Genomic DNA, 26,555 nt, shown 5'->3' with positions numbered 1-26,555 from the left:
CGGTGGCCGGTGATCAGCCGCCGACCTGCTGGTTGTAGCCGGCCACGATGTTCTCCAGGGCCTTGTCGGCCGACTGCTGGCCGTTGATGGCCTTGCCGAGCTCCGTCTTGGTCGGGTCCTCGGTCAGGCTCTTGCCCTTCAGCACCCATTCCGTCTGGGCGTTGTTGAAGTAGCCGGAGATCGGGGCGTAGAGCGGGATCTCCTGGTTGTAGAGCTTGAACGCCGCCTGCGCCGCATCGGACTTGAAGGGGTACGCCGGGTTCAGGCCGCTCTCGACCGGCAGGAAGCCGGACGTCTCGCACAGCACCTTGTAGTGGGCCGGCTCGTACAGCCAGGACAGGAACTTCGTCGCGGCCTTGGACGCGTCGCCGTTGTTGTTGAAGCCGACGACCATGCCGCCGCTGTTGACGTCACTGGCCTGCACCGGCTGGGCCGGGGTCGGGACGCTCGCCCACTCGAACTTCTTGATGCTGTCCGCGAAGGCGGCGACCTGCCACACGCCGGACCAGTAGGCGACGACGTCACCGCTCTGGAACATGGCGGACGGGTCGGCGCCGGAGGTCCACACCGACTTCGGCATGGTCTTGTCGTCGTTCCAGCCGACGAAGGTGTTCACGGCCTTCTTGGTCGCCGCGTCCACCGAGAACTTGCCGGAGTCGTCGGCGTGGACGTACTTGCCGCCCATCTCGTACACCATGGCGCGCAGGCGCGACGGCGACTGGTCGAAGGTGAGCGAGTACTTGACGCCGGTCTTCTCGCGGACCTTGTTGGCCGCGGCGATGAAGTCGGTCCAGGTCCAGGTCTTCGCCGGGTCGGTCGGGAAGGAGACCCCGGCCTTCTCGAAGAGCGACTTGTTGATGAACAGGCCGGACGCGGTGACGTCGGAGGGGATCGAGAGCACCTTGCCGGAGGAGTCCTTGGCAAGGAAGTTCTGGTTGATGTTGTTGCTCTTCTTGTCCGCGATGGACTTGAGGTCGATCAGCTTGCTCGACCAGATCGGGTCCAGCGCCGGGACGGCCGCCACATCGGGCAGGGAGTTCGCCTGCGCGGCGTTGTGCAGCTTCGTGGTGTAGCCGTCGTAGGGGATGTTGACGAGCTTGATGCTGACGCCGGCTTCCTTCTTGTAGTCGGCGACCACCTTCTTCCAGCCCGCGTCCTGGCCCGGAACGGTGGAGATCCAGAAGGTCAGCGACTTGGAGGTACCGCCGGAGCCGCCGTCCCCGCCACAGGCGGTGAGCGTCAGAGCACCTGCCGAGACAGCGGCAGCGAGGGAAACCAGGCGGCGCGTGCCGCCGCGGCCGAGACGGCGAGAGCGCCGCACACCCACAGTGGTCATCTTCGATCCCTTTTTTTCGTCGTAGGGGACGGAGCACGGCGCCGATCTTGGCGGCACTGGTGCAGTTTGCAGGAGGTTCGCTTTCCGAGGGCGCGGCCTCGCCCGGCCGCGTCATCCTGAAGGGGGAGGGTCCCCGGTCCCTTGGACCGTCACCGCACGGGCACGCCCTCGTGCGGTTGCCGTACATCGAGTACGGGCGGGACGCTCGCCCCAAGCCGGCGTCCCGGCCGACTTAGAAAGCGCTTGTCCGGACATTGGCAGACCGAGTCCGAAACCGTCAATCCTTCGTTCGCACAGGCTGGGTCACGGTTTGGACTCCTCTGGCGACCGCGAGGCGGGAGGCGCCCACCACGGTGCCGAGATCACCGACCTGGCTGCTGACCACCTCGGTGGGCCAGCTCAGCCGTTCGAGCTCGGCCCGCACACCGGGCAGGAGCTGCGGGAACGCCCCGGTGCTGCCGCCCAGGACAAGCAGCCCGGGGTCCAGTACGGCGGTCACCGCGGCGGCCAGCCGGCCCACGTCCACGGCGTGCCGGTCGACAATCGCACGGGCTGTGTCAACCCCCTCTCCGGCCAGCGCGAAGAGCTGTTCGGCGGTGCGCGGGCAGGGGCCGTCGGAATCCGGCCAGGCCGCCGCGGCGCGGCGCAGGAGGGAGTGGGCCCCGATGTACTCCTCCAGGGCCTCGTGGCGGGGCTCCAGGTCGTCGTCCCAGGGGTAGGGCAGCCGGGCGAGCTCACCGGCGGCCCCGTTGGCGCCAGCCAGCACCTGTCCCCCGACGACGATGCCGAGACCGATACCGACGCCGATCCGCAGATAGCCGAAGGTGTGCCGGCCGCGGGCCGCGCCCTCGTGCAGTTCGGCGAGGGCGGCGCAGTTGACGTTGTTCTCCAGGTGCACGGGGACTCCGGGCGGCAGCGCCACGGTCACCGCGTCGAAGACGGGACCGGCCTTGGCGGTGGCCGGGCGCAGCCGCTGCGGGGCGGTGACGTCGCCGACGGCCACCACGATGGTGCGCAGCGGCGCGTCCGGGGGCAGCGCGGACAGCGCCTCCCGCACCACGTCGGCGGCGTCCTCCCGGGGCCCGGTGGCCTCGGCGAGCAGCGTGCCGTCCAGGGCGCAGCCACGGACCCGGGTGAGGGCGGGGCCGAGGTCGACGGCGAGCACGGCGCCCGCGGCCGGACCGAGACGGTAGACGGCGGCACTGCGGCCCGTGGCCCCGGACGAGGTGCCGGAGTGGGCGGCGAGGTGAACGCCCTCCAGTTCGGCCACGGCGGAGGAGACCGTCGGCTTGGACAGGCGCGCGAGACTCGCCAGCTGCGGCCGGGTCGCGGCCCCCGCCTGGGCCAGCACGGCGAACACAGCGTTCGCGCTCTCGGTCAGACGGGGGGCTCTTGCCACGTCGTGTTCCACAGTTCCCCCAGGTCACAGGCCCCCTCCCGGCCCGAGCGGCTCGGCGGGAGGCGGCGATGGGTTGCTCGGGCGCCGCGCGTTCCCGGCCCGGGGAGGCTGCCCGGGAAGCCGGGTGCGCAACGCCTATTGACAGGCACTGTACTTCGTTAGTTAACTTCCTAACGAACGTCACGGTACTCGCCTGCCGTGGTCCGTCAGAAGCCTGTCCCGGGGCTTCCCGAGTTCATCAACTGCCTTGCCTCCAGGCACGGTTCGCCCACCGTCGCAGCACCCAGCGCACCGACGAAAGAGGATCCGTGCAGGACACCGCACCCCTGGTGGTCGGCATCGACGTGGGCGGCACCAAGACCCAGCTGCGCGCGTACGCGGGCGACACCCTCGTGGCCGATCATGTCCGTTCCAGCAGCGGCTGGCGGCCGCACGACCCCGTGGCCGCGGCCGGCTGGCTGGCCGCACTGGCCGCCGAGGCACTGCCCGCGGGCGTTCGCCCGTCGGCGCTCGCCGTCGGCGGCCATGCCTGTGAGACCCCGCGACAGTGCGCGCAGATCCGCACCGCTCTCCAGCTGCACTTCGACGCGCCCGCGCTGGTCGTGGGCGACGCCGAACTGCTGGTTCCGGCCGCGGGACTGGAGAAGGGCGTCGGCCTGGTCGCCGGCACCGGCTCGGTCGCCGTGGGCCGTTTCGCCGACGGCACCCCGGTGCAGGTCGGTGGCTGGGGTGCGCTCCTGGGCGACGAGGGCGGCGCCGCCGGTCTGGTCCGCGAGGCCGTCCGCGCCGTATGGGCGGCGCACGACCGCGGCGAGGAACCCGACGCGCTGGCGCACGGTCTGCTCGCCGGGTTCGACGTCCCCGAGGTGCCCGCGCTCGGCGCCGCGCTGGAACACGTCACCGCCGCCTCCGCCGAGTGGGGCCGGCATGCCCCGGCCGTCTTCGCGGCCGCCGAGGCAGGATCCTCTCTCGCCCGCTCCGTGATCTCGGAAGCGGGCCACGCCCTGGCCGCACTCGTCGGACGCCTCGCCGCGCGCGGGGTCGTGGTCGACGACGTCGTGGTCGCGGGCAGCACCGTCCTCGCCCAGCCCCCGCTGTACGACGCGTTCACGTCGGCGCTCGCCGAGAGCGTGCCCACGGCCCGGCCCCGTCCGCTGCGGGAACCGCCGGTCGAGGGAGCCGTGGCGATGGCCCGTTCACTTGTGTGACATGCCCTCGTCGCCGAGTCTCCTCCGCTCCGACATGACTCGCCCGTAGATCTTCGCTCGTACGACTTCGGAAAGCGCATTCGACGCTCAGTCCTCAGGCGCATCATGAGTCGCATCCGCACCACTGTCATGTGCACCACCGCCCCGGCCGTAGGGCCGCAGAACTGAACAGAGAGGCTCATCCATGCCGTCATCCGCCGGGCAGGAGTCCCCCGCGCGCGCCACCGGACGCGCCGTGAACCGCAGGGGCTTCCTGAAGACCTCCCTGGGCGCCACCGCAGGTGTCGTGGCCGCGCCCACTCTGGTCGGCTGGCTGGCCGCCGCCGACGCGAAGGCCGCCACCGCGCCCCTCGCGTTCGTCGACGACTACAAGACCAACCAGTCCGCGAACCGCACGCCCGAGACCAACGCGGTCGTGCGGGCTCTCGGCGGCTTCGCGCAGATATGGAAGACCGGCGACGCCTGGAACACCGGCACGCCGCTGCGGAACGACATCCTGCGTGCCAACGTGCGGTACAGCATCGACGTCACGACCCGGCGCACCCCGGCCGAGGCGAAGCTCGCGTTCCTCTACGACCGCATGCACCAGAGCTACTCCACGATCGACGGCCTCGGCCCGCTCGCCCCGCTCTACAAGGCCGGCGCCAAGGCGGTCACGTCGATCACCAGCGCGCCCGACGGCACTCCCCCGACCACCATCGACGACACCCTGCCGGCCGACGCCCCGGCGGGCTCGGCGCTCGGTGCCGGCTCGCACGACTCGGACCTCGGCAAGGTGGCCACGCTGGTGGACACCGTGCGCGGCAACTGGGCGTCGGGCAACCCGTCCAAGTACGCCTACCTGTACCCACGCCCGTGGCGCATGAACGAGGACAGCCAGGTCGTCGACACCGGCCGGAAGGACGCGCTCGGCTACCCGGTGTACGAGTCGAAGGTGGTCGTGGCCCCGCAGCTGCTGCGTCAGCGCAGCACCTCCCCGGCGGACGACGGCGGCTTCCCCAGCGGGCACACCAACGCCTACCACCTGGCCTCACTGGCCTACGCGTACGCCGTGCCCGAGCGGTTCCAGGAGCTGGTCACCCGCGCCATGGAGCTGAGCCACACCCGGATCGTGGCGGGCATGCACTCCACGGTCGACGTCATGGGCGGCCGGATCATGGCCACCGCCCTGGCCGCCGCCACCCTGGCCGACCCGGCGAACGCGCAGCTCAAGGCGGACGCCCGGGCCCAGGCGCTGGCCTACTTCACGAAGCGGACCGGCACCACGGCCGACACCCTGTTCGCCTACGCCCACTCGGACCCCGCCGACCCGTACGCCGACCGGGACGCCAACGAGCGTGCCGTGACGCCCCGGCTGACCTACGTGCTCAAGCGGGAGGGCCGCAGCAACGCGTTCACCGTGCCCAAGGGCGCCGAGGTGCTGCTGGAGACCCGGCAGCCGTACCTGGACGCCGCCCAGCGCCGCGAGGTCCTGCGGACCACGGCGCTGCCCTCCGGGTACGTCCTGCTGGACGGCTGGGAGCAGTGGGGCCGGCTCAACCTGTTCGCCGCCGCGGACGGTTACGGCTCCTTCGACTCCGACGTCACCGTCACCCTCGACGCGGCCGGGGGCGGCTTCCACACGGCCGACAGCTGGCGCAACGACATCGACGGATGCGGCGGCCTGACCAAGAAGGGCAGCGGCACGCTCACCCTGACCGGCCACAACAGCTACACCGGCGGGACCGTCGTCCAGGAGGGCACCCTGGTCGCCGCCTCCGCCCACGCCCTCGGCCACGGCGACGTCCGCGTACGGGGCGGCAGGCTGACGCTCGCCGGCAGGTCGCTCCAGGTCCACGGGACCTACACCCAGGACTCCGCCGCGCTGGAGCTCACCCTGCGCTCCGGCCAGGAGCCGGTCCTGGAGGTGACCCGGCGCGCGGTGCTCGGCAAGGGCAGCGTGCTGAGGCTGACGCTGGACGCGAAGAAGCCCCCGAAGGCCGGTCAGCGGGTGCGGGTGCTCTCCGCATCGGCGCTGCGCGGCCAGTTCGACCGCGTCGAGCTGAACTCCGGCACGCTGCGGGCCGTACCCGTCTACACGGCGGAAGGTCTGTCGGTACGACTCCTGAAGCGATGACGCCCGCGGGGCGGGAGCCGGTGCGAGAGTGGCCCTCATGAGGTCCCTCCGGATCGCTCCCGCCACCGCCCGCCCGGCGTCACCGCGGGGCGGATGATGACGAGCGAGCAACAGGCGGTCCTGGAGCCGGTCCGCGGGTCCGGGTCACGCGACGACGAGCAGCGGCGGCCGCGAGCCGCTCGGCGGTGGCTGGTGCCGCTCCTCGTCGTCGTGCTGCTGGCGCAGATGGCGGCCGTCATGGTGACCACCGCCGTCCAGCAGACCCCCACGATCGACGAACCCGTCTACGTAGCCACGGCCGCCGAGTACCTGCACGGTCAGGGCATCCGCTACAACCCCGAGCACCCGCCGCTCGGCAAGCTCGTGATCGCCGCCGGGGTGGCGATCGCCGACCCGCACGTGGACACGGGCTTCCACGGCCCCCAGATCGACCTCGGCCCCCATCTGCTCTACGAGTCGGGCAACGATCCCTGGACGCTGATGTTCTGGGGCCGCCTCCCGGTGATCGTGCTGACCCTGCTGTTCGGGCTGGTGGTGTTCGCCTTCGCCCGCGAACTCGCCGGACGGGCCGCGGGTCTCACGGCCCTGGCCCTGTACGCCTTCTCCCCCGACGTCGTCGCCCACGGTTCGCTGGCCACCCTCGACGTCCCGACGGCCGGCTTCCTGCTCACCTCGGTGTGGCTGCTGTGGCGGGCCCGACTGCGGCCTCGGCTCTACGTACCGCTCGCCGGTCTCGCGCTCGGGGCGGCGCTCGCCACCAAGATGAGCGCGCTGCCCGCGGTGCCGGTGTTCATGGGCCTGGCCGCCCTGTCGGTGTGGCACGCGCACCCGGACACCGAGCGGCGCGGCAAGCTGCTCCGGGTCCTCGCGGGGGCGGCCGCCACGGCGGTGGCCGCGATCGCCGTCGTATGGGCGTCGTACCTGGTCGTCGACCCGCGGCTGCGCTGGCCGTCCCAGGACCCGGTGCCGGTGGTGCACGGGCTGCGGGGGACGCTGGCCCATCTGCTGCCGCTTCCCAAGGCGTACACGGACGGGATGCTCCTTCAGTTGCGGTTCGAGAACCACCCGTGGGAGGGCTTCCTGTTCGGGCGGGTCTACACCGGGCACCTCTGGTACTACCTGCCGGCGGCACTGCTGGTGAAGACCCCGATGGGTCTGCTCGCGCTGTGGGCCGCCGGGGCCGTGGCGCTGGTGGCGGTACGGCGGTTGCGGCCCGCGGCCCCGTATCTGCTGGTCCCCGCAGGGGTGTTGCTGGCATCGGCGATGACGGGGGTGCGGGACTTCGGCACCCGGTACACGCTCTTCCTGCCCATGTTCCTGACGGTGGCGGCCGGTTGTGTCCTCGCGGTGCGCCGGCGGTGGGCGACCGGAGCGACCGCGGCGCTGGTGCTGTTCGTGGCCGTCAGTTCGCTGCGGACGTTTCCCTACTATCTGCCGTACTCCAACGAGGCGTTCGGCGGACCGTCCGCCACGCATCTGCGGCTGCACGACTCCAACGTCGACTGGGGACAGGATCTCGGCCGGCTCGCCGACCGGCTGCGGAAGCGCTATCCGCACGAGCGGATCTGGCTCGTGTACAAGGGCAGCGGGGTGCCCTCCGCGTACGGCATCGAGGCGTCCGACCCGCGCGAGGTGCCGGCCGGTGAGGTCCGCGGACTGCTCGTCGTCTCGGACTCCTCGGTTGCCAAGGCGAAGGGCCGGCTGGCCGAGTTGATCGACAGCAGCCGGCCCGTCGACGAGGTCGGCCACTCGATCACGATCTACCGCCGATGATCATCCGGTCGGCTGCGGGGCCTCGCCGCTCAGCGGGCCGCGAGCTGGAAGCCCTCGGCGCTCACGTGCGGCATCGCCCGGCTCACCACCCGGTAGCGGCCGTTGGGCACCTGGCCGGACCTGGTGATGTGCACGGTGAGCGGTCCCGCCCATTCGTAACCCTGGCGCTCGCCGTGCCGGGCGAGGCTGTCGGTGAGCTCCTGGCCCACGTCGCTGCCCCGGCGTTCGAGTTCGTCGTAGGCGAAGTCCGCAAGTTCGACGTCGTACGCGTTCGGGACCACCACCCGGCTCTCGCTGCACACGACCACGTTGCTGTCGCACTCGTTGCGCAGCGCCTCCAGGAGTTCGACGGGCTCGCGACCGACGATCCGCGCCCACAGCGTCTCCCAGCCGTGCTCCATTGCCTGTTCCAGCGCGCTCAGCGCACCCATTCCCACTCACCTGCCTGGTTCGCGTACGGCGTCATTGCTGGGCGAAGTCGTCGGGTTCCACCCGCGCTTCCTCGAACGCCTCGCGCAGGGTCCGTCCGCTGCCGCCGGGGACGGGCGGCTCGCCCTCCTGGTGCCGGGAGTTCAGGAGTTCGTCGGTGGTGTCGGTCTTGTGCCGGTTCTCCTCGGGGACCGTCATACGGGGCCGCTCCTAGGTGTCGTCGAAACGTGTGGTCGAAGTCCTTGCCCAGCGGCGGGTTCCCGATAGGCGCCGGCGTATCCGTCCCGATCGGCGCCGGCGCACCCGTCCCGATCGGCGCCGGCCCGACGCTGTCGCACCGACGCTGGTCACCAGGGCGTGTGAGCTATGTTGACTCCCCGTGGGAGACAAAGGAGGCGCCCCGGTGCCATCGCCGCAGCAGGCACGTGCACAGGCATCCGCGATCACCTCGGGCAAAAGCGCACCGGAAGCGGAGGCCGCCCCGGCTTCCCAGCTCCGGACGCTCTTCGACAGGCCCCGGCTCTCGCCCGGGCAGCGGCGCATCGCGCAGTACCTGATCGAGCACATCACCGAAGCGGCGTTCCTCTCCATCACCGACCTCGCCGAGCGGGTGGGCGTGAGCCAGCCCTCGGTGACCCGGTTCGCGGCCGCAGTGGGATTCAGCGGCTACCCCGCGCTGCGGGAGAAGCTCCAGGCCATCGCGCTCGGCACGCTCGCCGGGGGCCCGGTGGCCGACGAGGAGTCCCGCGGCAACGAACTCCAGGCCGCCGTCGACGCGGAGATCGAGAACCTGGAGAACCTGCGCCGCGACTTCGCCGACCCCGACCGGATGATCGACCTCGGCCGCAAGCTGTCCGAGTCGACCCCGCTGACCATCCTGGGCCTGCGGATCTCGGCCTCGCTGGCGGAGTACTTCGCGTATGCGGCCCGCCGTATCCATCCCGACGTACGGCTGGTCACCCGCGGCGGCAGCGTCGCCTACGACGCCCTCCTCCAGTCACGTGAGGCGGGCGGGACCTGGGTGCTCGCGTTCTCGATGCCCCGGCACGCCCAGGAGACGCTGACCGCGCTGCGGGTCGCCCGCAGCGCCGGGCTGAAGGTCGCGCTCGTCACCGACCTGGCGCTGGGGCACGTGGCCGACGAGGCGGACGTCCTGTTCACCACCGGCACCGGCTCCCGCCTGGTCTTCGACTCCTACGCGGCACCCGGGGTCATCGCCGCCGCACTGCTCCAGGCCATGACCGACGCGGATCCGGAACGGACCCAGGCGCGGCTGGAGGAGTACGAGCAGATCTCCGACCAGCACCAGTTCTTCCTCAGGGACTGAGCACCCCTCCCCGGTCATACCGCTTCACAACGGGACCTTTCGTAATAAATCAAGCATGAATGTTTTCATACTCCTTGCAAAGCGAACGGCATATATAAATACTGCTCACGGATCACCCCGGGACCGCTCCGGGGACTCGTCCGCACCCCTGTCCCCGTCCCACCCCAACCGCCCGAAAGGGCTCCCCTCACGGACATCCCGAGCCGTCGTCCACCTACCCGCGTCGGCGCCCGGGGTGTTCGGTTGGGCCCGCCTGCACGCGGGCCCGTGGCGGCCCCGGTCATCCCCTAGGCCGGGGCCGCCCAACCCGTCGGACCAGCCGCACGACGCCGCACACCGGAAGCGATGATCATGACCCTGACGACCACGCGGACCTACATCCGGACCGGTCCGGACTGGCCCTGCCAGGTCAAGACCCCCGGCAGCTACGACTGGGAGCGTTCCGCCGCCAAGTGGCTGCGCGACCTGGTGCCGGCGCGGTACGCGAGCTATCCGGCCCTGATGCGGCACACCGTCCTGCTGGCCCGGCACGCCCAGATCCAAGTGCAGCACGAGATCCGGGTGGCGCGCACGGCGCTCCAGACCGCCCGCGCCGACCTGCCGGCGCTCGGACTGCCGGAGTCGGTCATCGAGCACACGATCAAGCTGTACGCGGCTGAGGTCCTCCAGCTCCAGCACATCGCCCGCAGCGTCCGCGAGGTCACCCAGGCGCTGGTCGAACACCACCAGGGCCGCTGACGCTCCCGCGGGGCATCGAGGGCCACCCGGGCGCTGCTCCTCCCGCGGGGCATGATCCACGCCGTTCGTGGAACCGGGGTGAGCATGAGCACCACCTCCGAAGTGCGGCGCGGCGACCCGGTCACCACGGTCCTGACGTGGGAGGTGCGCCCCGGCCACGAGCGGGAGTTCGAGCGCTGGACCCAGGGCATCACCCGCTGCGCCCGACGGTTCCCCGGCAACGAGGGCGTGTCCTGGCTGCGGCCCGAGGACGGACACCGCTACCACGCGGTGCTGCGCTGGTCGGACGCGCACCGGCTGACCGCGTGGCTGGAGTCCGACGAGCGGGCCGACTGGCACGCGCGCATCGACGGCGTCGCCACGGAGCTCGGCGGTGAACGGCAGTCGACCACCGGTCTGGAGACCTGGTTCAGCCTGCCCGGCACCACGGTGCGGCCCCCGGTCCGCTGGAAGATGGTGCTCACCACGTTCCTCGGCGCCTTCCCCTGCACCCTGCTGGTCCAGTGGCTGCTGACACCCCGGACCGCCGCGTGGCCGCTGCCGCTTCGGGCCGCCGTCTTCCCCGTGGTTCTGCTGCCGGTGCTGACGTACCTGATCATGCCCGTACTGAGCCGGCTGCTGCGCCGGTGGCTGTATCCGGCACCAGGCAACTGAGCCCGTCCGGGAGGGAGACGTGACCGTGGCGTCCATTCCTGCCCCCAGCGGAACGGGGGGCACGGCCGGTTTCGTCAACCGGCGGGGTCACCGGTGTGTGCGACGTGTGCGGACACAGGCGGGATCGACCCCGGCCACCTGTGCGATGCTCGACCCGTGACGAGCGAGCCTGCCGGCCCTTCGCACGCCGGGACCGTCCCCGACATGGCCGCGATGGCCAAGGTCGTGGCCAGACAGCGTGCGGAGATGGACCGGTTGCGGGATCAGGCCGCCACCGCGGCGGTGCTGGAGCGGGCCAAGGGTGTCCTCATGGCCCAGACCGGCTGCACCCCCGAAGCGGCAGGAGAGGAACTGCTGCGGCGCGCCAAGGCCGGCGACCGCACCCTCCTGGAGGAGTGCTGGATCACCTTCGGCGCTCTGGTGCCCCCACTGCCCGGGACCGCCCCTGAGTCCGGCAGCGTCGAGGTCCCCACCGGCACCGACCAGTCCGCAGGCCCCGGCACCGACCCGTCCGCGGCCCCCGCCGGCACCCTCTCCGCTGTTCCGGGCCCCGCCGGTCCGCAGTGGGCGTGGACCGGCACCGGGCCGGCCGACGAGCGGGACAGCACCGGCGCCTCCGACGGGCGGGGCAGCGCCGGTCCGGACGACGGATTCACCGCGCTCGGTCGTCTCGGCAAGGCCCTCGTCCATGCCGCCACGCCCCACGACCTGGCCCGGTGCCTGCTGGAGGAGCTCACGGCGGACGTCGACGCCGACGCGCTCATGCTCTTCAGGACCCTGCCCACCGGAGGTCTGGAACTGATCGGGCACGCCGGGATCGACGACACGCTGGCCGGCCAGTGGGCGATGGTGCCGCCGCTGGACGGCGTCGCCGCGCTCGAGGCGCTCCGCGCGCGCGAGCCGCGCTGGCTGGAGGACTTCGCGCGGGATCAGGAGCGGCATCTGCTCATCGGGGATCCCCCGGAACGCTGGCTGTCCCGCGCCTGGCTGCCGGTGCCGGCGGAGGGCGCGGCCGAGGTCTGCATCGGGATCCTGCGGGCGCGCGGCGGCGCCTTCTCCCTCGCGGATCGGCACCTGCTGCGGGCCGTCGCCCGGCTGTGCGCGGGCTGGCTCCGTTCCTTCGGCGCCCGGCGGACGCCCACCCCCGGGGCCACGGTGGCCGCCGCACAGCCGGTGTTCGACTCGCTGCCGGGCTCGGCGATGCTGCTCACACCGCTGCGCGGAACCGACGGCGTGGTCGGCGACTACCGGATCGACGCCGCCACCGAGGACGCGGTCGACGTCCTGGGCCGCACCGGTCGCCAGTTGGTCGGCCGACGGGTCCTGGAGTGTCTGCCGAGCATGGCGGACGAGGCGGTGTGGCACGGCTGTCTGCGCACCCTGACCACGGGTGAGCCGTTCGAGGGCGAGCCGTTCGCCCACCAGTCGGTGGTGGACGGCAGCGCCGAGCTGTCCACGTACGCCGTGCACGCGGCCCGGCTGGGCGACGCCTTGGTCCTCACCTGGGTCCGGCACGACTCCTCCGACCGGCAGGAGCAGCGCCTGGCGGACGTGCAGCGGCTGGGGCAGCTGGGCTGGGCGAACTGGAACCTCGTCACCGACGAGGGCAGTTGGTCCTCCCAGACCTTCCTCGTCATGGGCCGGGACCCTGCGCTCGGACCGGTCCGCCTGGCCGACCTCCCGGGGCTCGCCGTACCCGAGGACGCGCCGGTGCTCACCCGGGCCGTCGAGCAACTCCTGCGCACAGGGCGCCAGTTCGACCTCCCCTTCCGGATCAGGTCCGGGAGCGAGGTCCGCCATCTGCGGATGGTCGCCGAGGTGGTGAAGGACGGGGAGAACCAGCCCGTCGAGGTGCATGGCTTCGTGCAGGACCTCACCGCGCAGCGCAGCGCCGAACTGGCCCTCGTCGAGAGCGAGCGGGCGATCCTCACCCAGGACGGTGTGCTGCACGCCGAACGGGCCCTGGCCGCCCGGCTCCAGCACGCGTTGCTCCCGCTGCCCACCCGGCCGGTCGCCCTCGCCGGACTCCGGGTCGAAGTGGCCTACCTGCCCGCCCAGGCGGGGATCCACGTCGGCGGTGACTGGTTCAGCGCCATCGAACTGCCCGACGGAGAGGCCCTGTTCGTGGTCGGCGACGTCGCGGGCCACGGCATCGACGCGGTGGCCACCATGGCCCAACTGCGCTTCACCGCCAAGGGCATGGTCATCACCGGGTCGTCGCTGACCGGGGCGCTGGCCCGGCTCAACACCCTGCTCCTGCACTCCCGCGGCTCCCACGACGCGCACACCACCGCGACCATGGTCCTGGCCCGCTACGACCCGGACGAGCACTGCCTGGTGTGGGCCCAGGCCGGTCATCCACCGCCGTTGCTGGTGCGCGGCGGCGAGGTGCGCTATCTCGAGCGCCCGGTCGGCATGCTGCTCGGGGCCTGCGCCGCCCCGGACTTCGTGGAGGCGCGCTGTGTGCTGGAACCGGGCGACCGGGTCCTGCTCTACACGGACGGCCTGGTGGAGCGGCCGTCGGAGGGCCTCGACCACGGCCTGGACCGGCTCGCCGCGGCCGTCGCGGCCCATGACTCCCGGGAGCCGGGCTCGTTGCTCCCGCTGCTCATCGCGGTCCTGGAGGGCGAACGGCGCGACGACGTGTGCGTAGTGGACATCCGGGTGCCCGGCGCACCGCAGTGACCGGTCGGCCGCTTCGCGGTCCGGGTCAGTCCGCCGGGTGGCCGGGCGAGATGGAGACCGCGTCGGAGAGCCGTAGCAGAGGCGTCTCCGCGGTGTCCTCGCGGGCGCCCCACGTCTGCGGTTCAAGGAAGAATCCGACATGGTCGCCACCGTCGGTGCGCGAGACGACCGTGCCGACGAACCAGGCCGCCGCGTCCTCCAGCACGACGGCCCCGCCGGCCTCCCGCCGCGTGCGGACCTGGGCGAACTTGTCCGTGCGGTCCCCCGTCTGCCCGCCGAACAGCTCGGCGAGGTCCCGCTGTTCGCGGGTGAGCAGATGGACGGCGAGGCGGTCGGCGGTACGGGCGACGCGGTAGGTGCGGTTCGCCTTCGACAGCCACACCACGTACCGCACGGGCTCGATCGAGCACTGGCAGGCGAACCCGACCAGACAGCCGGCGCGGTCGCCGTCCACGGCGGCGGTCACCACGCACATGTCGGGGTCGAGCCGGTCGATGAAAGCGTCCATGCCCGCCATCCTCCGCGATCAGCCGCCGCCCGTACGGGACTCCAGGTCGTGCCGTGTGTCGTCGCCGTACACACCGTCCTCGTCGCCGCGGATGCCGTACCAGAGCTGGAAGCGGGCCACGGCAGCGGCCAGGGTCGCGTCGTAGGTGCCGTCGGTGGACCCGTTGTCGTAGACGTTCGGGATGTGCCGCAGACGTTCCTGGAGGTCGGTCACCTCGGGTCCCCTGTCCCCCTCGCGCAGGGTGCCGGCGCCGTCGGGGTCGCCGGCGCCCGAGGGGGTGGGGGTGGGTACCGGGGCCGCGGGGGCGGTCGCCGAGGGCCGGGGGGCGGCGACCGCGGTGCTCTCCGTGCGGTCGGTGAGCAGGAGGGCGCCGCCGAAGCCGATCACCGCGGCGGCGGTCACGGCCGCCGCGACCGCGGTGCGGCGCAGGCCGGGCACCCGGCCCCGCGGGATGTCCCGGACGCGAGGGTCGTCCCTGACCGGCGGCAGCTCCTCGGTGGCGTCCTCCGTCCCCGACGGGCGGCCGGGCAGCACGATCGGCTCGTAGCCGGCGGCCGGGCGCCCGGAACCGACGGACGGGCCCGGCGGCAGGTCTTTGAGCAGCTCCGCGAGCGCGTCGGTGCGGCGCGGACGCAGCACCCGGATGGGCTCGATGGCCCGGTCGTCCGGCGGCACCCCTCGGTCGGACGGTGTGGGCATCCTCTTCTCCTTCCGTCCCGTGCGCATAGGTGTTTCGCCGTCCCCCGGGGAGAGATACGGGGCCACGGGGCAGGGAGTTCAGCACGACGGCCAGGTCCTCCCTCACCGCCCCAGACAGCACTCAGTTCCCTCTTTTGACAGCACCGAGTGCCACAGCCGGGGTCGAGGTGCTACTTTCGCGACCATGAGCTCCACCAAGCCCCCCATGCGGGACGCGCTGGTCGCGGCCGCCTTCCGGCTGTTCCTGGAACGGGGTTACGAGCAGACCACCGTCGACGACATCGTCGCGCTCGCCGGAGTCGGGCGCCGGTCGTTCTTCCGGTACTTCCCGTCCAAGGAGGACGTGGTCTTCCCCGACCACGAGCGCTGCCTCGCCGACGTGACGGCCTTCCTCGACGCCAGCGACGCCGGGTGCGACCCGGTGGAGCGGGTCTGCGAGGCGGTGCGGCTGGTCCTGCGGATGTACACCGAGAACCCGACCTTCTCCGTGCAGCGCTACCGCCTCACCAAGCAGGTTCCGGGCCTGCGCGCCTACGAACTGTCCGTCGTGTGGCGCTACGAGCGGTCCTTCGCCGCGTATCTGCGCGGACGGCTGAAGGGGCTGCACGACGGGACGCTCCGGGCCGACGTGATCGCCGCCGCCGTGGCCGCGGCGCACAACAACGCCCTGCGCTCCTGGCTGCGTTCGGACGGACAGGACGACCCGGAGGAGGCCGTGGAGCACGCGCTCGGCTATGTGCGGAGCTCGTTCGGGGGACGCGGCGCGCCGGCCGCCGACCAGGAGTCCGAGGACGTGGTGGTGATCGTCTCCCGCCGCGGCGCCCCGTTGTGGCGGGTGGTCCAGGAGATCGAGTCCACGCTCGACGGGGGCTGAGAGGGGATGCCCCGGGGCCGAGGGGGCGAAAACCCGGGAAGCGATAGGGGTACCCAGTACCTTTACTCCTGGCACTGAGTGCCATACGCTGACGCCGTGCACGGTGGCACAGGGAGCCGCGCACAGGCGTGCCGGTGCTCCGCGCACGCGCGATTCCGGCCGAGCGCAGGGAGTTGACCAGCGTGTACCACCACTCAGGCAGCATGGCCCGTACGGCAGGCGGCTCCGCGACGAGCCTCCTCGACCCCGTCGCCCCGGCCACGGACGCGATCCTCTTCCAGCGCTGCACCTGGTGCGGTACGGCGATGTACCACCGGCTGCTGTGCCCGGTCTGCCAGGGCGGCGACCTGCGCACGGAGCGCAGCGAGGGCGTCGGGACGGTCCGCCACGCCACCGTGGTGCACCGCAACACCCCCGCCGCGCGCAATGTGTCACTGGTCGAGCTGGCCGAGGGCTTCGTCGTCCGGGGCCGGGTCATCGGCCCGCCCGCCGCGATCCACAGCGGCGACCGGGTCCGGATGTCGACGGCCAAGGACCCGGTCCGCGGCGAGCCGGTCTTCCAACTGGTCGACGAGCCCTACCGCGCCTGGAGCTGACGGCCCGCCGACGTGCGGCCGGGGCCGACCGTCCGCCGCTCCCCTGACCCCGTCGGCCTGATCACGTCGTTCTCCCGCGAAATCCGCCGACACACAGACAACCCACAGACGCCTCCGCCCCGTCCTAAGGGACGCGAGAGGCGCCCGGGACCGACGGGACGTCTGCGCACGGGGTTTTGAGGAGAGAACCATTGATCCGTGCCCGGCGAATATGCGTGACCGCCGTGGCGGTACTGGCGGCCCTGGCGGGCTCGCCCGGACTGGCGCAAGCCCAACAGCCGCCGTCGACAGGGCCGTTGAGCGCGCAAGACGGCAACGGACTTCCGCCCGGATGGCGGATCGACGGGAAGAGCGGAGCGCGTGAGCTGGTCTGGCGCGCCGGCAGGACCGTCCCCACGGGGGACGCGCGCGTCGAGTTCCGTACCGGGAACCGGCTGCTCGGAGTGCCGAAGCCCGCGAAGGACGGGCGCACCTTCCGGCTCCCGCTCGACGACATCGGATCCGCCGGACTGACGGATCTGCAAGTGACCGCCGCGGGACGGCGGTTGGACGCGGGCGCAGACGAGCCGCGCCGGTCCGGCGCAGGAGGGGTGCAACTCCCCCCGCAGGCCCCGGCGAACGGTGTCGACCCCGGGAAGTCCGGTCCGTACGGCACGGTCACCGGCCGGTACGACCTCGCCCCGGTCCGCCTGCCCGGGTACGCCACTCCCATCGAGATGCGCGCCGAGGTCGTGGCACCGAAGGGAGCCACCGGCAGCCGTCCGCTCGTCCTGTTCCTGCACGGCCGCCACTCCACCTGCTACAAGCCGGGCACCGAGAACGACAGCCAGGACTGGCCCTGCACGGACGGCTACAAGCCGATCCCCAGCGAGAAGGGCTACCTGCGCGACCAGCGGCTCCTGGCCTCCCAGGGCTATGTGACGGTGTCGATCGCGGCGAACGGCATCAACGCCCAGGACTGGCAGGCCGAGGACGCCGGCGCACAGGCCCGTTCCTCCCTGGTACGGCAGCACCTCGCGCGCTGGGCCGAGTGGAGCGCCCACCGTACGACCGCCCCGGCCGTGGTGCGCGCGGCGCCGAAGGCGGACCTGTCCAGGGTCCTGCTCGTCGGCCACTCGCGCGGCGGCGAGGGCGTCAACCGGGCTGCCATGGACAGCCTGTACCCGCCGCCCAGGGCCGAGGACGGCTACCGCGGCCCGGTGCGCTGGAAGGTGCGCGGGACCGTGCTGATCGGACCGACGATCTTCGGCCAGAATCCGGTCGCCGACGTGCCGTCCGTGACCCTGCTGCCGGGCTGCGACGGCGATGTCTCCGACCTCCAGGGCGAGGACTTCGTCGACGGCACCCGGGGCGTCAGCCGGGGCACCGCCCTGCACAGCGCGGTCTACATGGTCGGCGCCAACCACAACTTCTTCAACAGCGAGTGGACCCCGGGCGAGGCCGTCGCGCCGGCCGCGGACGACTTCGGGGACGACCCCGAGCACAGGGACCCGGTGTGCTCGCCGGGAGCGGCGACCCGGCTGACCGCCAAGCAGCAGCACAAGGCGGGCGCCACCTACATCGCGGCGGCGGCCCGGCTCTTCGTCGCCGGGGACGACCGGGTGCTTCCGCTGCTCGACGGTTCCGGCAGGCGGGCGCCCTCCGCCGACCCGGCCCGGGTGCTGGCCCACGCCGTCGGCGGCCGCCGCACCGGCGGCTTCCTGCCGGACGGCGGCGCCAAGGTGGCCGGTGCCCGGCTGTGCTCGGCGGTCGACCCGAACCCGGCCGTGGCCTGTCTGAACCCGGCGACCGCCGGCTCGTCGCCGCACTTCGCGTGGTGGGAGACGGAGAAGGAGACCGGCCGCAGCGCGGTGGCCCTGAAGTGGTCCGCACCCGGCACACCCGCCCGCGTCACCCCCGCCAGGCCGCTCTCCCTCCACGGGTCCCGGCAGCTGGCGCTGCGGGTCTTCGTACCGCCGAACACCACCGGCACGAAGTTCGACGTGTCCGTCACCGACTCCGCGGGGCGCCGGGCGACGCTGGGCCGGGCCCAGCTGGCGGGCCTGCCGGGCTCCGACCGGACCGCGTCCTACTGGGCGCAGGAGCTGCGCGTCCCGCTGACGGCGGCCACCCGGGCCGGGCTCGACCTCCGGCACGTCAAGTCCCTTGAGCTGACGCCCCGTTCGCGGTCCGGGCAGGCCTGGCTGATGGACGCCTGGGGCTGGGCGCCGGGCACCCCCGCCGTCAAGGCCGCCGCGCTGACCCGCGTCGACGTGGGCCGCACCCTCGTCAAGGAGGGCGACTCGGGCACCCGCACCTACCGGATCCCGGTGCGGATCTCCGGGCACGGCAGCGGTCAGGTCCGGGTGTACGTCATCGAGCCGGGCAGCGGGCGGGCCAAGAGCAGGCTGGTGACGGTACGGCCCGGCAGTCACGCGATCGACGTGCCGGTCAAGGTGAAGGGCGACACCGACTACGGCGACGACGTGGAGCACGACATCGCGGTCAAGGCCGTCCACAACTCCGTCGTGGGCAAGCACCGCGGCGGGCTCACCGTCGAGAACGACGACCCCGAGCCGGTGATCACCCTGTCGCCGGTCGTGGACCGGGTCACCGAGGGCGGGACGCTGTCCTGGAGGCTGTCCATCGACGCACCCGCCGCGGTGGACCTCTGGCAGCCGGTGCGGGTCCTCCCGGTCACCGAGGGCGCCGAACTGTCCACCAAGGACGTGGACCCGCAGTGGCTCAAGGACTGGTCGGGTGAGGAGCCCGACCCCGAGCGCCGGCTGTCCGACGCGAGCCTGTGGGCGTGGCTGACCATCCCCGCGGGCAGCACCGGCGTGGACTTCGTGACGCCGACCGTCCGCGACCAGGTGGCCGAGCCGACGGAGTCGATGCGCCTCGCGATGACCGACCGCAATGCCCGACCGCTGCCCGACCGGCCGGTGCTGACGGGTACGGTGCTCGACCAGCCGTAGGCGCGACGGCGAGGGTTCGTGACCGCCCTCTCGCGCGGGGCCCGGAGTGCCCGGGCCCCGCGCTTCGCGAGGTCGCACCGGCTTGAGCCGCTCACACTCGCTTCGCGAAGTCGTACCGGCTCCCCCCCCCGCCCCCACACACACCTCGCGAGGTCACACCGGCGTCCCCGGCTCACGCTCGCTCACGAGGTCACGCCGGCTTCCCGAGGTCCCATTCGCTTCACAGGGTCACGCGGATGCCGACCGTGCCCTCCCGTCCCCGTCGCAGTCTGCTGCCGAGGAGGGTGAGCCGGCCCAGGACGCCGTACTTCCGGGCCAGGAGCTGCCGGTAGCGTCCGGTGGTCGCCGCATCGACGATCTCCGCGGTGGCCGGGATCTGGTCACCGGTCGGGTTGCCGCGTACGTCGCAGGGGCCGACCAGGACATCCGCGCGGGCCCTGATCCGCTTCACCTTCCAGGCGTCGGCGGCCGACCACGCACCGAGCGTGTCCCCGTCCCTGACCACCCACACCGGGGTGGCGACCGGAGTGCCGTTCTTCCGAAAGCTGGTCAGCAGAAGGTACTTGCCCGCGCCGAGCCGCTCCAGCGGCGTGTCGTCCATGACGGAAGTCTAGGCGCGGTCCCCTCGGAAGGTCACTCGACCAGGAACCGGCCGAGCAGGTCGATGACCGGCTGCACCGGGACCGTTGGGTCGAAGGCCCGCTGGACACCGATGCCGATCCCCAGGGCGAGCAGGATCAGAGCGGCCGTGTCGGGGGCCATGCTCGGGGTCACGCCCAGTTCCCGCACCTGGGTGCGGATGAGGTCGGCGAGGGCCGCGGTGACCGCCTGCCGCCGCTGGGCGAGCTGTTCGCAGACCTGTGCGTCGCGGCGGTTGGCGGTGGCGAACTCCACCTCCAGCGCGGTCCACGAGCTGTCGCCGATGTGCTGCTCGGCCCAGCGCGCGAACCCGGCCAGCCGCTCCTCGATGCCGTCGGCACCTGCCATCTCCGCGGCGATCAGGGCCACTTGCCGCAGGGCGATGCGGTCCAGAACGGCCAGGCAGAGGTCGTTCTTCGTCGCGAAGTTGGAGTACACCGCGCCTTTCGAGTACCCGGCGGCCTCGGCGACCCGCTCGATGGAGGTGGCGGTGAAGCCGTCGCGCAGGAAGAGCTCGTGCGCGGTCTCTAGGACGTGTTCGCGGGTGCGGGCCTGGCTCTCGGCCCGGGTCAGTCTTGCCACGCACGCAGAATACCGCTAGCTTCCGGATTCCCTTGAGATCTGAATACCGGGAGAATCCATGGCTCCACGACGTGCTCTGGTGATCGGCTGCGGCGGCACCCTCGGTTTCGTCTGGACGGTCGCCGCGCTCGCCGCCGTAGAGGACGCGCTGGACTGGGACACCCGGACCGCCGAGGTGCTGGTGGGGACCTCCGCGGGGGCCGAGGTCGCGTCCGCTCTCGGGTGCGGACGATCCCCGGCCGACCTGCTCACGGCGATACGGGGAGAGCGCGGCGCGGATCCGGTGCTGCGCGCGCACGTCCGCACGCACCCGGGCCCGCTGCCGCCGGTGCCGCTGCCCGCGCTGCCGGGGGCGGGGCTGGTCGCGGCCGCGGTACGGGGAAGGGTGTCGCCGGGGTCGGGCCTGGTGGGGCTGCTGCCGCGCGGCCGGGGCGACGCGCACTGGCTGCGCCGCTTCGGTGCCGCACTGACGGACGGACGGCCATGGCCGGACGCCACGGACACCTGGCTCGTCGCGGCGGACACCCGCACGGGCCGCCGGATCCCGTTCGGCGCGCCGGGGTCACCAGGGACGGATCTCGGGACCGCGCTCGCCGCGTCCTGGGCGATCCCTGGCTGGTTCCCGCCGGTGCGGATCGGCGGACGGACCTATCTGGACGGCGGAGCGGTATCGCCCACGTCGGCGGACCTCCTCGCACCCCTCGGGCTGGACGAGGTGGTGATCGTGGCCCCCATGTCAACCTCGGGCGGCGCGCCCGCCACCGGCCTGAGCCGACTCGAACGGGTGCTGCGCCGGTGGATGACCCGCACCGTCGACCGGGAGGAACGCATCCTCCGTGCGGCGGGCTGTCGCGTCGTCCGGGTCGAGCCGGGCGCCGAGGAACTGGCGGTGATGGGCGCCAACTTCATGGACCCGCGGCCCCTCCCGGCCGTCCTCGACGCCGCCCTGCGCACCGCCCCCGACCGCGTCGAGCGGGCTCTCGAAAGGAGCGTGACGGCATGAGCAACCCTAAGGAGCGTGGCGGCATGAGCACCCATGTCGAGGTCCTCGTCGTGGGCGCCGGGATATCCGGGGTCGGCGCCGGGGCGAGGCTCCGCGCGGCCGGCATCCGGGACTTCCTGATCATCGAGGCGGCCGGCGACTTCGGCGGCACCTGGCGGGCCAACACCTACCCCGGCTGCCAGTGCGACGTCCCGTCCCGCCTCTACAGCTACTCCTTCGCCCCGAACCCCCGCTGGACACGGGTCTACGCGCACCAGCCGGAGATCCTCGCTTACGTGAAGCGGGTCGCCGACACGTACCGGCTGCGTGAGCACACCCGGTTCGGGGTGCGAGTCACCGAAGCGCGGTGGCAGCCCGGTCCGGCGCGGTGGCGGGTCCGCACCGACGCCGGGGAGTTCACCGCCCGGTTCCTGATCGCCGGTGCCGGTCCGTGGAACGAGCCCCTCGTCCCGGACGTGCCCGGTCTCGACGGGTTCCCGGGCGAGGTGTTCCACTCCGCGCGCTGGAACCACGCCTACGACCTTCGCGGCAAGCGGGTCGCGGTGCTCGGGACCGGTGCCTCCGCCGTGCAGTTCGTCCCGCGGATCGTCCCGGACGTGGCACGGCTCCATCTGTTCCAGCGCACCGCCCAGTGGGTGCTGCCCAAGCCGGACCACCGTCTGCCGAGGGCCGAACGGTGGGCGATGGGCCATGTGCCCGGAGCGCGGGCCGCGTTGGCCGGGCTGGAGTACCGGGTCATGGAGGCGCTGGGACACGGGTTCCGGCGGCCCGGCCTCATGCGGGGCGTCCAGGCCGTCGCCCGGGCCCATCTGCGCGCCACCGTGCGCGATCCCGCGCTGCGCAGCAAGCTGACCCCGGACTACACCATCGGCTGCAAGCGCATCCTGTTCTCCAACCACTACTACCCCGCGTTGACCAGGCCGCAGGTCGAGGTGCACGCGGCGGCCGTGCACGCTGTCGACGGCAGCACCGTGCGCGGCACGGACGGCAGCTCCGCCGAGGTGGACGCGATCATCCTCGGCACCGGCTTCCACATCCTCGACACCCCGCTCGCGGGCCTGGTCCGCGACGGCTCCGGCCGCACCCTCGCCGACCACTGGCAGGGCTCCCCCGAGGCATATCTCGGCACCGTCGTCGCCGGTTTCCCGAACGCCTTCCTGCTCCTCGGCCCCGGTCTGGGAACCGGGCACTCGTCGGCATTCGCCATCCTGGAGGCACAGCTCGACCTCGTCCTGGGCGCCATCACAGCCGCACGGCAGGAGAGTCGGGCGGCGATCGAGGTGCGCGAGGAGGTGCAGTCCGCGTACAACGCGCGGCTCCAGGCCGCCCTGGCCGGCACCGTCTACAACTCCGGCGGATGCCGCAGCTACTACCTCGACGCCAACGGCCGCAACAGCTTCAGCTGGCCCTGGTCGACCGGCCGGCTGCGCAGCGCGGTGGGCCGGTTCGACGCACGCGACTTCGTCCTCACCGACGACACCGCTGTGCGGGACGGGACGCGTCGAGGAAGTTCGCCGTCTTTGCCACAGGAACACCAACTGCCGTGAACGCGCCCGGCTCCGGCGCCGTATGCAAAGGAGGGCACTCAACGACCGGAGGGCCCCGCGGTGCTGACACCGCTTGTTCTGGTTTGGAGCCATGCATGAGGCACGCACGACGACGGGTCGTCCGGCGGGTGACACGGCTGGCGGCAGTCGGCGGACTCCTCCTGGGAGGCACGATGGTCACGCGGGCCGTCGCCAGCGAACCTCCCGCCACCGCGCCGCCGCGCACCTTCGCGCAGCAGGCCGGGGAGACGGGGACGGACATCGTGGCGCGGCTCGGTTCCGCCCGTACGGCGGGCACCTGGATCCGTGCCGACGGCAAGCCCGTCGTCGCGGTCACCGACGCGAAGGCGGCCGCCGAGGTGCGCGCGGCGGGGGCCGAGGCGAAGGTAGTCCGGCACAGCATGGACGAGCTCAAGTCGGCGGCGAAGACGCTGCGTTCGGCACCGCGGGTCGCGGGGACGGCGTGGTCCATGGACTACCGCACCAACCAGGTGGTGGTGCAGGGCGACAGCACCGTCTCGGCGTCCGACTGGGCCGGCATGAAGAAGGTCGCGGACGGCATCGGCGGCTTTGTGAAGACGGAGCGCACCGCGGGCACGTTCACGCCCCGCCTGAACGGGGCGCAGCCGATCCTGTCGACCGGCGGGCGCTGTTCGGCGGGCTTCAACGTGACCAACGGCCAGAGCGACTTCATCCTGACGGCCGGGCACTGCGGCCCCACCGGTTCGGTGTGGTTCGCGGACACCGGCGGCACCAACCAGCTGGGCAAGACGGTCACCCAGAACTTCCCGGGCAACGACTACTCGCTGGTGCAGTACGCCAACGGGAAGGCCGGCGACGGAGCCGGCGTCGTGTTCATCGGGAACGGCAAGGGTGTGCAGATCACCGGGTCGGGCGACCCGTCCATCGGGCAGCGGGTGTTCCGCAGCGGCAGCACCAGCGGGCTGCACGACGGGCAGGTGACCTCGGTCAACGCGACCGTGAACTATCCGGAGGGCACGGTCACCGGGCTGATCGAGACCAACGTGTGCGCGGAGCCCGGGGACAGCGGGGGGCCGATGTTCTCGGAGGGGATCGCGCTCGGCATCACCTCGGGCGGCAGCGGTGACTGCACGCAGGGCGGGACGACGTTCTTCGAGCCGGTGACCAAGGCGCTCAAGGATCTCGGCATGCAGCTGATCGTGTCGAACCCGGCCGCGGCCGGTGGGGCCTCCCCCGCGCCGTCGGCCACTTCGGCACAGGGCGCGATCGCACCCGGCGGCGCCTCACCCGGTTCCTCGGCCACGGTCGCGGGGGCCGAGGGCACCCCGTTCCTGAGCCGCCTCACCGACACCCGCAACGTCGGTCCGGGCCTGCTGGTCGTCGGAGGCAGCCTGATCGCCCTGGTGGCGGCCCGCTACATCCGCTCGGAACAGGACCGCAAGGCGTATCAGCGCTACTACTCGGCGACTTGGGGCTGAGCCACGGGTCGTCCCACGCTGCGCAGACCCGGTCCGTCCGAGAATCACGGGGAGGGCCGGGTAGCGCGGGCGAGCACGACTGCACCCGACGGCAATTGCCGTCGGGCGGCAAGCAGGAGCAGGCGGAAGCCGAGCGAGGCGGGCGGCAGGACCACTAGTACGGCGGCGGCCCGCCCCGACGCCCACGCCGACGCCGACGCCGACGCCGACGAGCAGCATCCCGTCGGGTCGGCGGTGGTAGGTGAAATCGACGATGCCTCAGCAGACCGCTGAGGTCAGTGCGAGGAGAGGGGCCGTCCCGTCAGGGGTGCCCGGGGGCGGGGCGGTGATGCCCCGAGGGGTTCTCGGGGCTAGGCCGCCGGGACCGGTTGGGGAGCGGCCGCGGCCCACTCCAGGACGAGGCGCTGGTATTCCTCACGCTGCTCGCCGCTCAGTGTCCCGCCCGCCCGGCGCCACAGGGCCCGGATCTCCTCGTTGACCTCGTCGGCCGATCGATCGGTAACGGGTTCAACGGTGGTGGACATGGTGTGAAGCATACGGCTCCGGAAGTGAAGGCGCCGTGAGTAATCACGCCAGAAAAGGACATAACGGACCGTGTTACTGATCACGTCCATCTGTCAACACGCGTTCCTGTCAAGGGTTGTGGCCTGCTTCACACGTCGGCCACACCCAGGACCAGCACCTGGATCGCCAGTACGGCGGCCCCCCGGGCCCAGTCGTGGAAGTCGGAGACCTTGGTCTCCAGGTCGACCGGGGCGGCCCGCGGATGGCGGTGGACGCGGACGGTGTCCTCGACGGTCTCGGCGGCCACGTCCATCAGTCCGACCCCCTCCCCGGCGAGCAGGATCTTCTGCGGCATGGCGAAGTTGGCGATCTGGGCGACCAGGACCCCGAGGGCGCGTCCGGCCTCGTCGACGACACGGGCGGGCATGGGCTCGCCGGCCGCCGCGAGGGCGAGGATCTCCTCGTAGCTGTGGTCACGGCCGGTGGCGGCCCGCACCTGGTAGCGGATGCTGGGGATGGTGAGCAGGGAGACGGCGCTGCCGCGGGCGCCCTCGGGGGTGAGCGGGCCGTTGGGGTCGATGATCCAGTGCCGTCCGAAGCCGCGGTCCTCCTCGGCATAGGGGACGCGTCGGCCACCGAGGACCAGGCCGTAGCCGATACCCGCGCCGATGGTCAGGACGACGAAGCGCTCGAGGCCGCGCCCGGCGCCGAACCAGGTCTCGGCCTCCACGAGGGCGGCCACGTCGTTCTCGACGACCACGGGCAACCCCGTGCGCTCCTCGACGAGTTCACCCAGCGGCACGTCCCGCCAGTGCAGGAACGGGGACTCGCCCACCACGGCACGCTGGTGGACCAGGCCGCCGACCCCGATGCCGATGCCCGCGGGACGCGGGTGCTCGCGAGCCAGCTCGTCCGCCATCTCCGCGAGCAGGTCGGCGACCTCGGCGGGGTCATGGCTGGTCAGGGGCCGGTCGTGGCGGGCCACGATGTCGCTCCTGAGGGTGGTGACGACGCCGTAGACCATGTCCTCGGTGATCTTGAAGCCGAGGAAGGAGCCGGACTCCGCGACCACGTCGAGGGGTTGGGAGGGGCGTCCCTGGCGCACCTCGGCCGGGGTGCCCGCCTCGGGGACCTCGATCAGCAGACCCGACTCGATGAGGGGCTTGGTGAGCCGGGTGAGGCTGCCGGCGGACAGGTCGAGGCGGCGGGCGAGTTCGGTGCGCGACAACGGGCCGTGGACGAGCACCTCGATGGCCACCGAGCGTTCGCCCGCGCTCAGGGGGAGCCAGCTGGCAGCTACTGCGGTCATGAAGGTCAGACTCCCACGGATTTCTTTTGCCATAAAACCAACATGGCCAAGATACGACCCTCACCTCGGCCCCAGAAAGAAGCTTCCCGACCCTTGACGCTTTGATTCTTCCGCGACAAAAGTAAGTGGCCGGGGACGAGCCCCCGCAGACGAGGGAGTCCCCCGATGACCATCGCCTCCGTCGCGTCCGCCCCTCGGCGGCGCCGAGGGGA

23 protein-coding genes are annotated in these 26,555 nt (G+C 72.3%); 13 read left to right on the top strand and 10 right to left on the bottom strand.

Annotated features, from left to right (window positions below):
* Nucleotides 1–13: 13 nt before the first annotated feature.
* Together IF54_RS0127210 and IF54_RS0127205 are read right to left on the bottom strand one after the other, a co-directional pair.
* Nucleotides 14–1,336, bottom strand: a complete 1,323-nt coding sequence (locus IF54_RS0127210) for an extracellular solute-binding protein (protein ID WP_030323288.1) — start codon at nt 1,334–1,336, stop codon at nt 14–16.
* Nucleotides 1,337–1,613: 277 nt separating this feature from the next.
* Complete coding sequence (locus IF54_RS0127205; RefSeq protein WP_234439069.1) at nt 1,614–2,735, bottom strand: ROK family protein; 1,122 nt, start codon at nt 2,733–2,735, stop codon at nt 1,614–1,616.
* A 308-nt stretch (nt 2,736–3,043) separates the two neighbouring features.
* Here IF54_RS0127205 and IF54_RS0127200 point away from each other — a divergent pair, with 308 nt between their 5' ends.
* The 3 genes from IF54_RS0127200 (at nt 3,044) to IF54_RS0127190 (ending at nt 7,832) form a co-directional block, all read left to right on the top strand.
* Nucleotides 3,044–3,943, top strand: coding sequence for an N-acetylglucosamine kinase (locus tag IF54_RS0127200; RefSeq protein WP_030323283.1), 900 nt, complete (start codon nt 3,044–3,046; stop codon nt 3,941–3,943).
* Between the two features lie 184 nt (nt 3,944–4,127).
* Complete coding sequence (locus IF54_RS0127195) at nt 4,128–6,059, top strand: phosphatase PAP2 family protein (RefSeq protein WP_030323274.1); 1,932 nt, start codon at nt 4,128–4,130, stop codon at nt 6,057–6,059.
* A 93-nt stretch (nt 6,060–6,152) separates the two neighbouring features.
* On the top strand, nt 6,153–7,832 hold the full coding sequence (locus IF54_RS0127190; protein ID WP_051735551.1) for an ArnT family glycosyltransferase: 1,680 nt from the start codon (nt 6,153–6,155) through the stop codon (nt 7,830–7,832).
* Between the two features lie 29 nt (nt 7,833–7,861).
* On the opposite strand, the gene IF54_RS0127185 is transcribed toward IF54_RS0127190, so the two are convergent.
* A complete protein-coding gene (locus IF54_RS0127185; protein WP_030323271.1) occupies nt 7,862–8,263 on the bottom strand; it encodes a DUF3662 domain-containing protein in 402 nt (133 codons plus the stop codon).
* A gap of 31 nt (nt 8,264–8,294) precedes the next feature.
* Complete coding sequence (locus tag IF54_RS43085; RefSeq protein WP_199821252.1) at nt 8,295–8,459, bottom strand: hypothetical protein; 165 nt, start codon at nt 8,457–8,459, stop codon at nt 8,295–8,297.
* A 205-nt stretch (nt 8,460–8,664) separates the two neighbouring features.
* Between IF54_RS43085 and IF54_RS0127175 the strand changes: the two genes are divergently transcribed.
* From IF54_RS0127175 to IF54_RS0127160, 4 genes are all read left to right on the top strand, one after another.
* Entirely contained in the window at nt 8,665–9,588 is a 924-nt protein-coding gene (locus tag IF54_RS0127175) for a MurR/RpiR family transcriptional regulator (protein ID WP_030323269.1), read from the top strand.
* Between the two features lie 345 nt (nt 9,589–9,933).
* Nucleotides 9,934–10,326, top strand: a complete 393-nt coding sequence (locus IF54_RS0127170; protein WP_030323268.1) for a hypothetical protein — start codon at nt 9,934–9,936, stop codon at nt 10,324–10,326.
* An 84-nt stretch (nt 10,327–10,410) separates the two neighbouring features.
* Nucleotides 10,411–10,980 (top strand): antibiotic biosynthesis monooxygenase, encoded by a 570-nt coding sequence (locus IF54_RS0127165; RefSeq protein WP_037820605.1) that lies wholly within the window; start codon nt 10,411–10,413, stop codon nt 10,978–10,980.
* A gap of 204 nt (nt 10,981–11,184) precedes the next feature.
* Nucleotides 11,185–13,665 (top strand): SpoIIE family protein phosphatase, encoded by a 2,481-nt coding sequence (locus IF54_RS0127160; protein ID WP_030323266.1) that lies wholly within the window; start codon nt 11,185–11,187, stop codon nt 13,663–13,665.
* 25 nt (nt 13,666–13,690) lie between these two features.
* On the opposite strand, the gene IF54_RS0127155 is transcribed toward IF54_RS0127160, so the two are convergent.
* The gene (locus IF54_RS0127155; protein WP_030323264.1) at nt 13,691–14,182 is read right to left on the bottom strand and encodes a flavin reductase family protein; all 492 of its coding nucleotides are present in this window, start codon (nt 14,180–14,182) and stop codon (nt 13,691–13,693) included.
* 9 nt (nt 14,183–14,191) lie between these two features.
* Complete coding sequence (locus IF54_RS0127150) at nt 14,192–14,872, bottom strand: peptidoglycan-binding domain-containing protein (protein ID WP_030323261.1); 681 nt, start codon at nt 14,870–14,872, stop codon at nt 14,192–14,194.
* 184 nt (nt 14,873–15,056) lie between these two features.
* Between IF54_RS0127150 and IF54_RS0127145 the strand changes: the two genes are divergently transcribed.
* From IF54_RS0127145 to IF54_RS0127135, 3 genes are all read left to right on the top strand, one after another.
* A complete protein-coding gene (locus tag IF54_RS0127145) occupies nt 15,057–15,746 on the top strand; it encodes a TetR family transcriptional regulator (protein WP_078852118.1) in 690 nt (229 codons plus the stop codon).
* A gap of 182 nt (nt 15,747–15,928) precedes the next feature.
* The gene (locus IF54_RS0127140; RefSeq protein ID WP_028809156.1) at nt 15,929–16,342 is read left to right on the top strand and encodes a Zn-ribbon domain-containing OB-fold protein; all 414 of its coding nucleotides are present in this window, start codon (nt 15,929–15,931) and stop codon (nt 16,340–16,342) included.
* Between the two features lie 191 nt (nt 16,343–16,533).
* Nucleotides 16,534–19,299: a hypothetical protein gene (locus IF54_RS0127135; protein WP_030323256.1), complete on the top strand. Its 2,766-nt coding sequence runs from the start codon at nt 16,534–16,536 to the stop codon at nt 19,297–19,299.
* 220 nt (nt 19,300–19,519) lie between these two features.
* On the opposite strand, the gene IF54_RS0127130 is transcribed toward IF54_RS0127135, so the two are convergent.
* Both IF54_RS0127130 and IF54_RS0127125 read right to left on the bottom strand, forming a co-directional pair.
* The gene (locus IF54_RS0127130; RefSeq protein WP_030323253.1) at nt 19,520–19,900 is read right to left on the bottom strand and encodes a PPOX class F420-dependent oxidoreductase; all 381 of its coding nucleotides are present in this window, start codon (nt 19,898–19,900) and stop codon (nt 19,520–19,522) included.
* 32 nt (nt 19,901–19,932) lie between these two features.
* Nucleotides 19,933–20,520, bottom strand: a complete 588-nt coding sequence (locus tag IF54_RS0127125; RefSeq protein ID WP_030323250.1) for a TetR/AcrR family transcriptional regulator — start codon at nt 20,518–20,520, stop codon at nt 19,933–19,935.
* A 58-nt stretch (nt 20,521–20,578) separates the two neighbouring features.
* Between IF54_RS0127125 and IF54_RS0127120 the strand changes: the two genes are divergently transcribed.
* From IF54_RS0127120 to IF54_RS0127110, 3 genes are all read left to right on the top strand, one after another.
* A complete protein-coding gene (locus tag IF54_RS0127120; protein WP_030323248.1) occupies nt 20,579–21,523 on the top strand; it encodes a patatin-like phospholipase family protein in 945 nt (314 codons plus the stop codon).
* Nucleotides 21,520–23,070, top strand: a complete 1,551-nt coding sequence (locus tag IF54_RS0127115; protein ID WP_199821251.1) for a flavin-containing monooxygenase — start codon at nt 21,520–21,522, stop codon at nt 23,068–23,070. Before IF54_RS0127120 ends, IF54_RS0127115 begins: the two co-directional genes overlap by 4 nt.
* 95 nt (nt 23,071–23,165) lie before the next feature.
* Nucleotides 23,166–24,530, top strand: coding sequence for a S1 family peptidase (locus tag IF54_RS0127110; RefSeq protein WP_030323245.1), 1,365 nt, complete (start codon nt 23,166–23,168; stop codon nt 24,528–24,530).
* Between the two features lie 350 nt (nt 24,531–24,880).
* On the opposite strand, the gene IF54_RS0127105 is transcribed toward IF54_RS0127110, so the two are convergent.
* Complete coding sequence (locus tag IF54_RS0127105) at nt 24,881–25,066, bottom strand: hypothetical protein (protein ID WP_020134742.1); 186 nt, start codon at nt 25,064–25,066, stop codon at nt 24,881–24,883.
* Between the two features lie 116 nt (nt 25,067–25,182).
* Nucleotides 25,183–26,343 (bottom strand): ROK family transcriptional regulator, encoded by a 1,161-nt coding sequence (locus IF54_RS0127100; protein ID WP_030323244.1) that lies wholly within the window; start codon nt 26,341–26,343, stop codon nt 25,183–25,185.
* Nucleotides 26,344–26,555: the final 212 nt, after the last annotated feature.

Origin of the sequence: Streptomyces sp. NRRL B-3229, assembly GCF_000719505.1 — a bacterium.
GTDB classification, from domain to species: Bacteria; Actinomycetota; Actinomycetes; order Streptomycetales; family Streptomycetaceae; genus Streptomyces; species Streptomyces griseorubiginosus.
This window is presented reverse-complemented; position numbering and strand designations above follow the sequence as displayed.

What these genes read in the sequence shown, in the direction of transcription:
- IF54_RS0127160 (WP_030323266.1), top strand. Translation starts at nt 11,185, where the DNA reads ATGGCCGCGATGGCCAAGGTCGTGGCCAGACAGCGTGCGGAGATGGAC.
- IF54_RS0127145 (WP_078852118.1), top strand. Translation starts at nt 15,057, where the DNA reads ATGAGCTCCACCAAGCCCCCCATGCGGGACGCGCTGGTCGCGGCCGCC.
- IF54_RS0127170 (WP_030323268.1), top strand. Translation starts at nt 9,934, where the DNA reads ATGATCATGACCCTGACGACCACGCGGACCTACATCCGGACCGGTCCG.
- IF54_RS0127165 (WP_037820605.1), top strand. Translation starts at nt 10,411, where the DNA reads ATGAGCACCACCTCCGAAGTGCGGCGCGGCGACCCGGTCACCACGGTC.
- IF54_RS0127195 (WP_030323274.1), top strand. Translation starts at nt 4,128, where the DNA reads ATGCCGTCATCCGCCGGGCAGGAGTCCCCCGCGCGCGCCACCGGACGC.
- IF54_RS0127120 (WP_030323248.1), top strand. Translation starts at nt 20,579, where the DNA reads ATGGCTCCACGACGTGCTCTGGTGATCGGCTGCGGCGGCACCCTCGGT.
- IF54_RS0127185 (WP_030323271.1), bottom strand. Translation starts at nt 8,263, where the DNA reads ATGGGTGCGCTGAGCGCGCTGGAACAGGCAATGGAGCACGGCTGGGAG.
- IF54_RS0127105 (WP_020134742.1), bottom strand. Translation starts at nt 25,066, where the DNA reads ATGCTTCACACCATGTCCACCACCGTTGAACCCGTTACCGATCGATCG.
- IF54_RS0127130 (WP_030323253.1), bottom strand. Translation starts at nt 19,900, where the DNA reads ATGGACGACACGCCGCTGGAGCGGCTCGGCGCGGGCAAGTACCTTCTG.
- IF54_RS0127115 (WP_199821251.1), top strand. Translation starts at nt 21,520, where the DNA reads ATGAGCAACCCTAAGGAGCGTGGCGGCATGAGCACCCATGTCGAGGTC.
- IF54_RS0127155 (WP_030323264.1), bottom strand. Translation starts at nt 14,182, where the DNA reads ATGGCGGGCATGGACGCTTTCATCGACCGGCTCGACCCCGACATGTGC.
- IF54_RS0127190 (WP_051735551.1), top strand. Translation starts at nt 6,153, where the DNA reads ATGATGACGAGCGAGCAACAGGCGGTCCTGGAGCCGGTCCGCGGGTCC.
- IF54_RS0127210 (WP_030323288.1), bottom strand. Translation starts at nt 1,336, where the DNA reads ATGACCACTGTGGGTGTGCGGCGCTCTCGCCGTCTCGGCCGCGGCGGC.
- IF54_RS0127110 (WP_030323245.1), top strand. Translation starts at nt 23,166, where the DNA reads ATGAGGCACGCACGACGACGGGTCGTCCGGCGGGTGACACGGCTGGCG.
- IF54_RS0127100 (WP_030323244.1), bottom strand. Translation starts at nt 26,343, where the DNA reads ATGACCGCAGTAGCTGCCAGCTGGCTCCCCCTGAGCGCGGGCGAACGC.
- IF54_RS0127150 (WP_030323261.1), bottom strand. Translation starts at nt 14,872, where the DNA reads ATGCCCACACCGTCCGACCGAGGGGTGCCGCCGGACGACCGGGCCATC.
- IF54_RS43085 (WP_199821252.1), bottom strand. Translation starts at nt 8,459, where the DNA reads ATGACGGTCCCCGAGGAGAACCGGCACAAGACCGACACCACCGACGAA.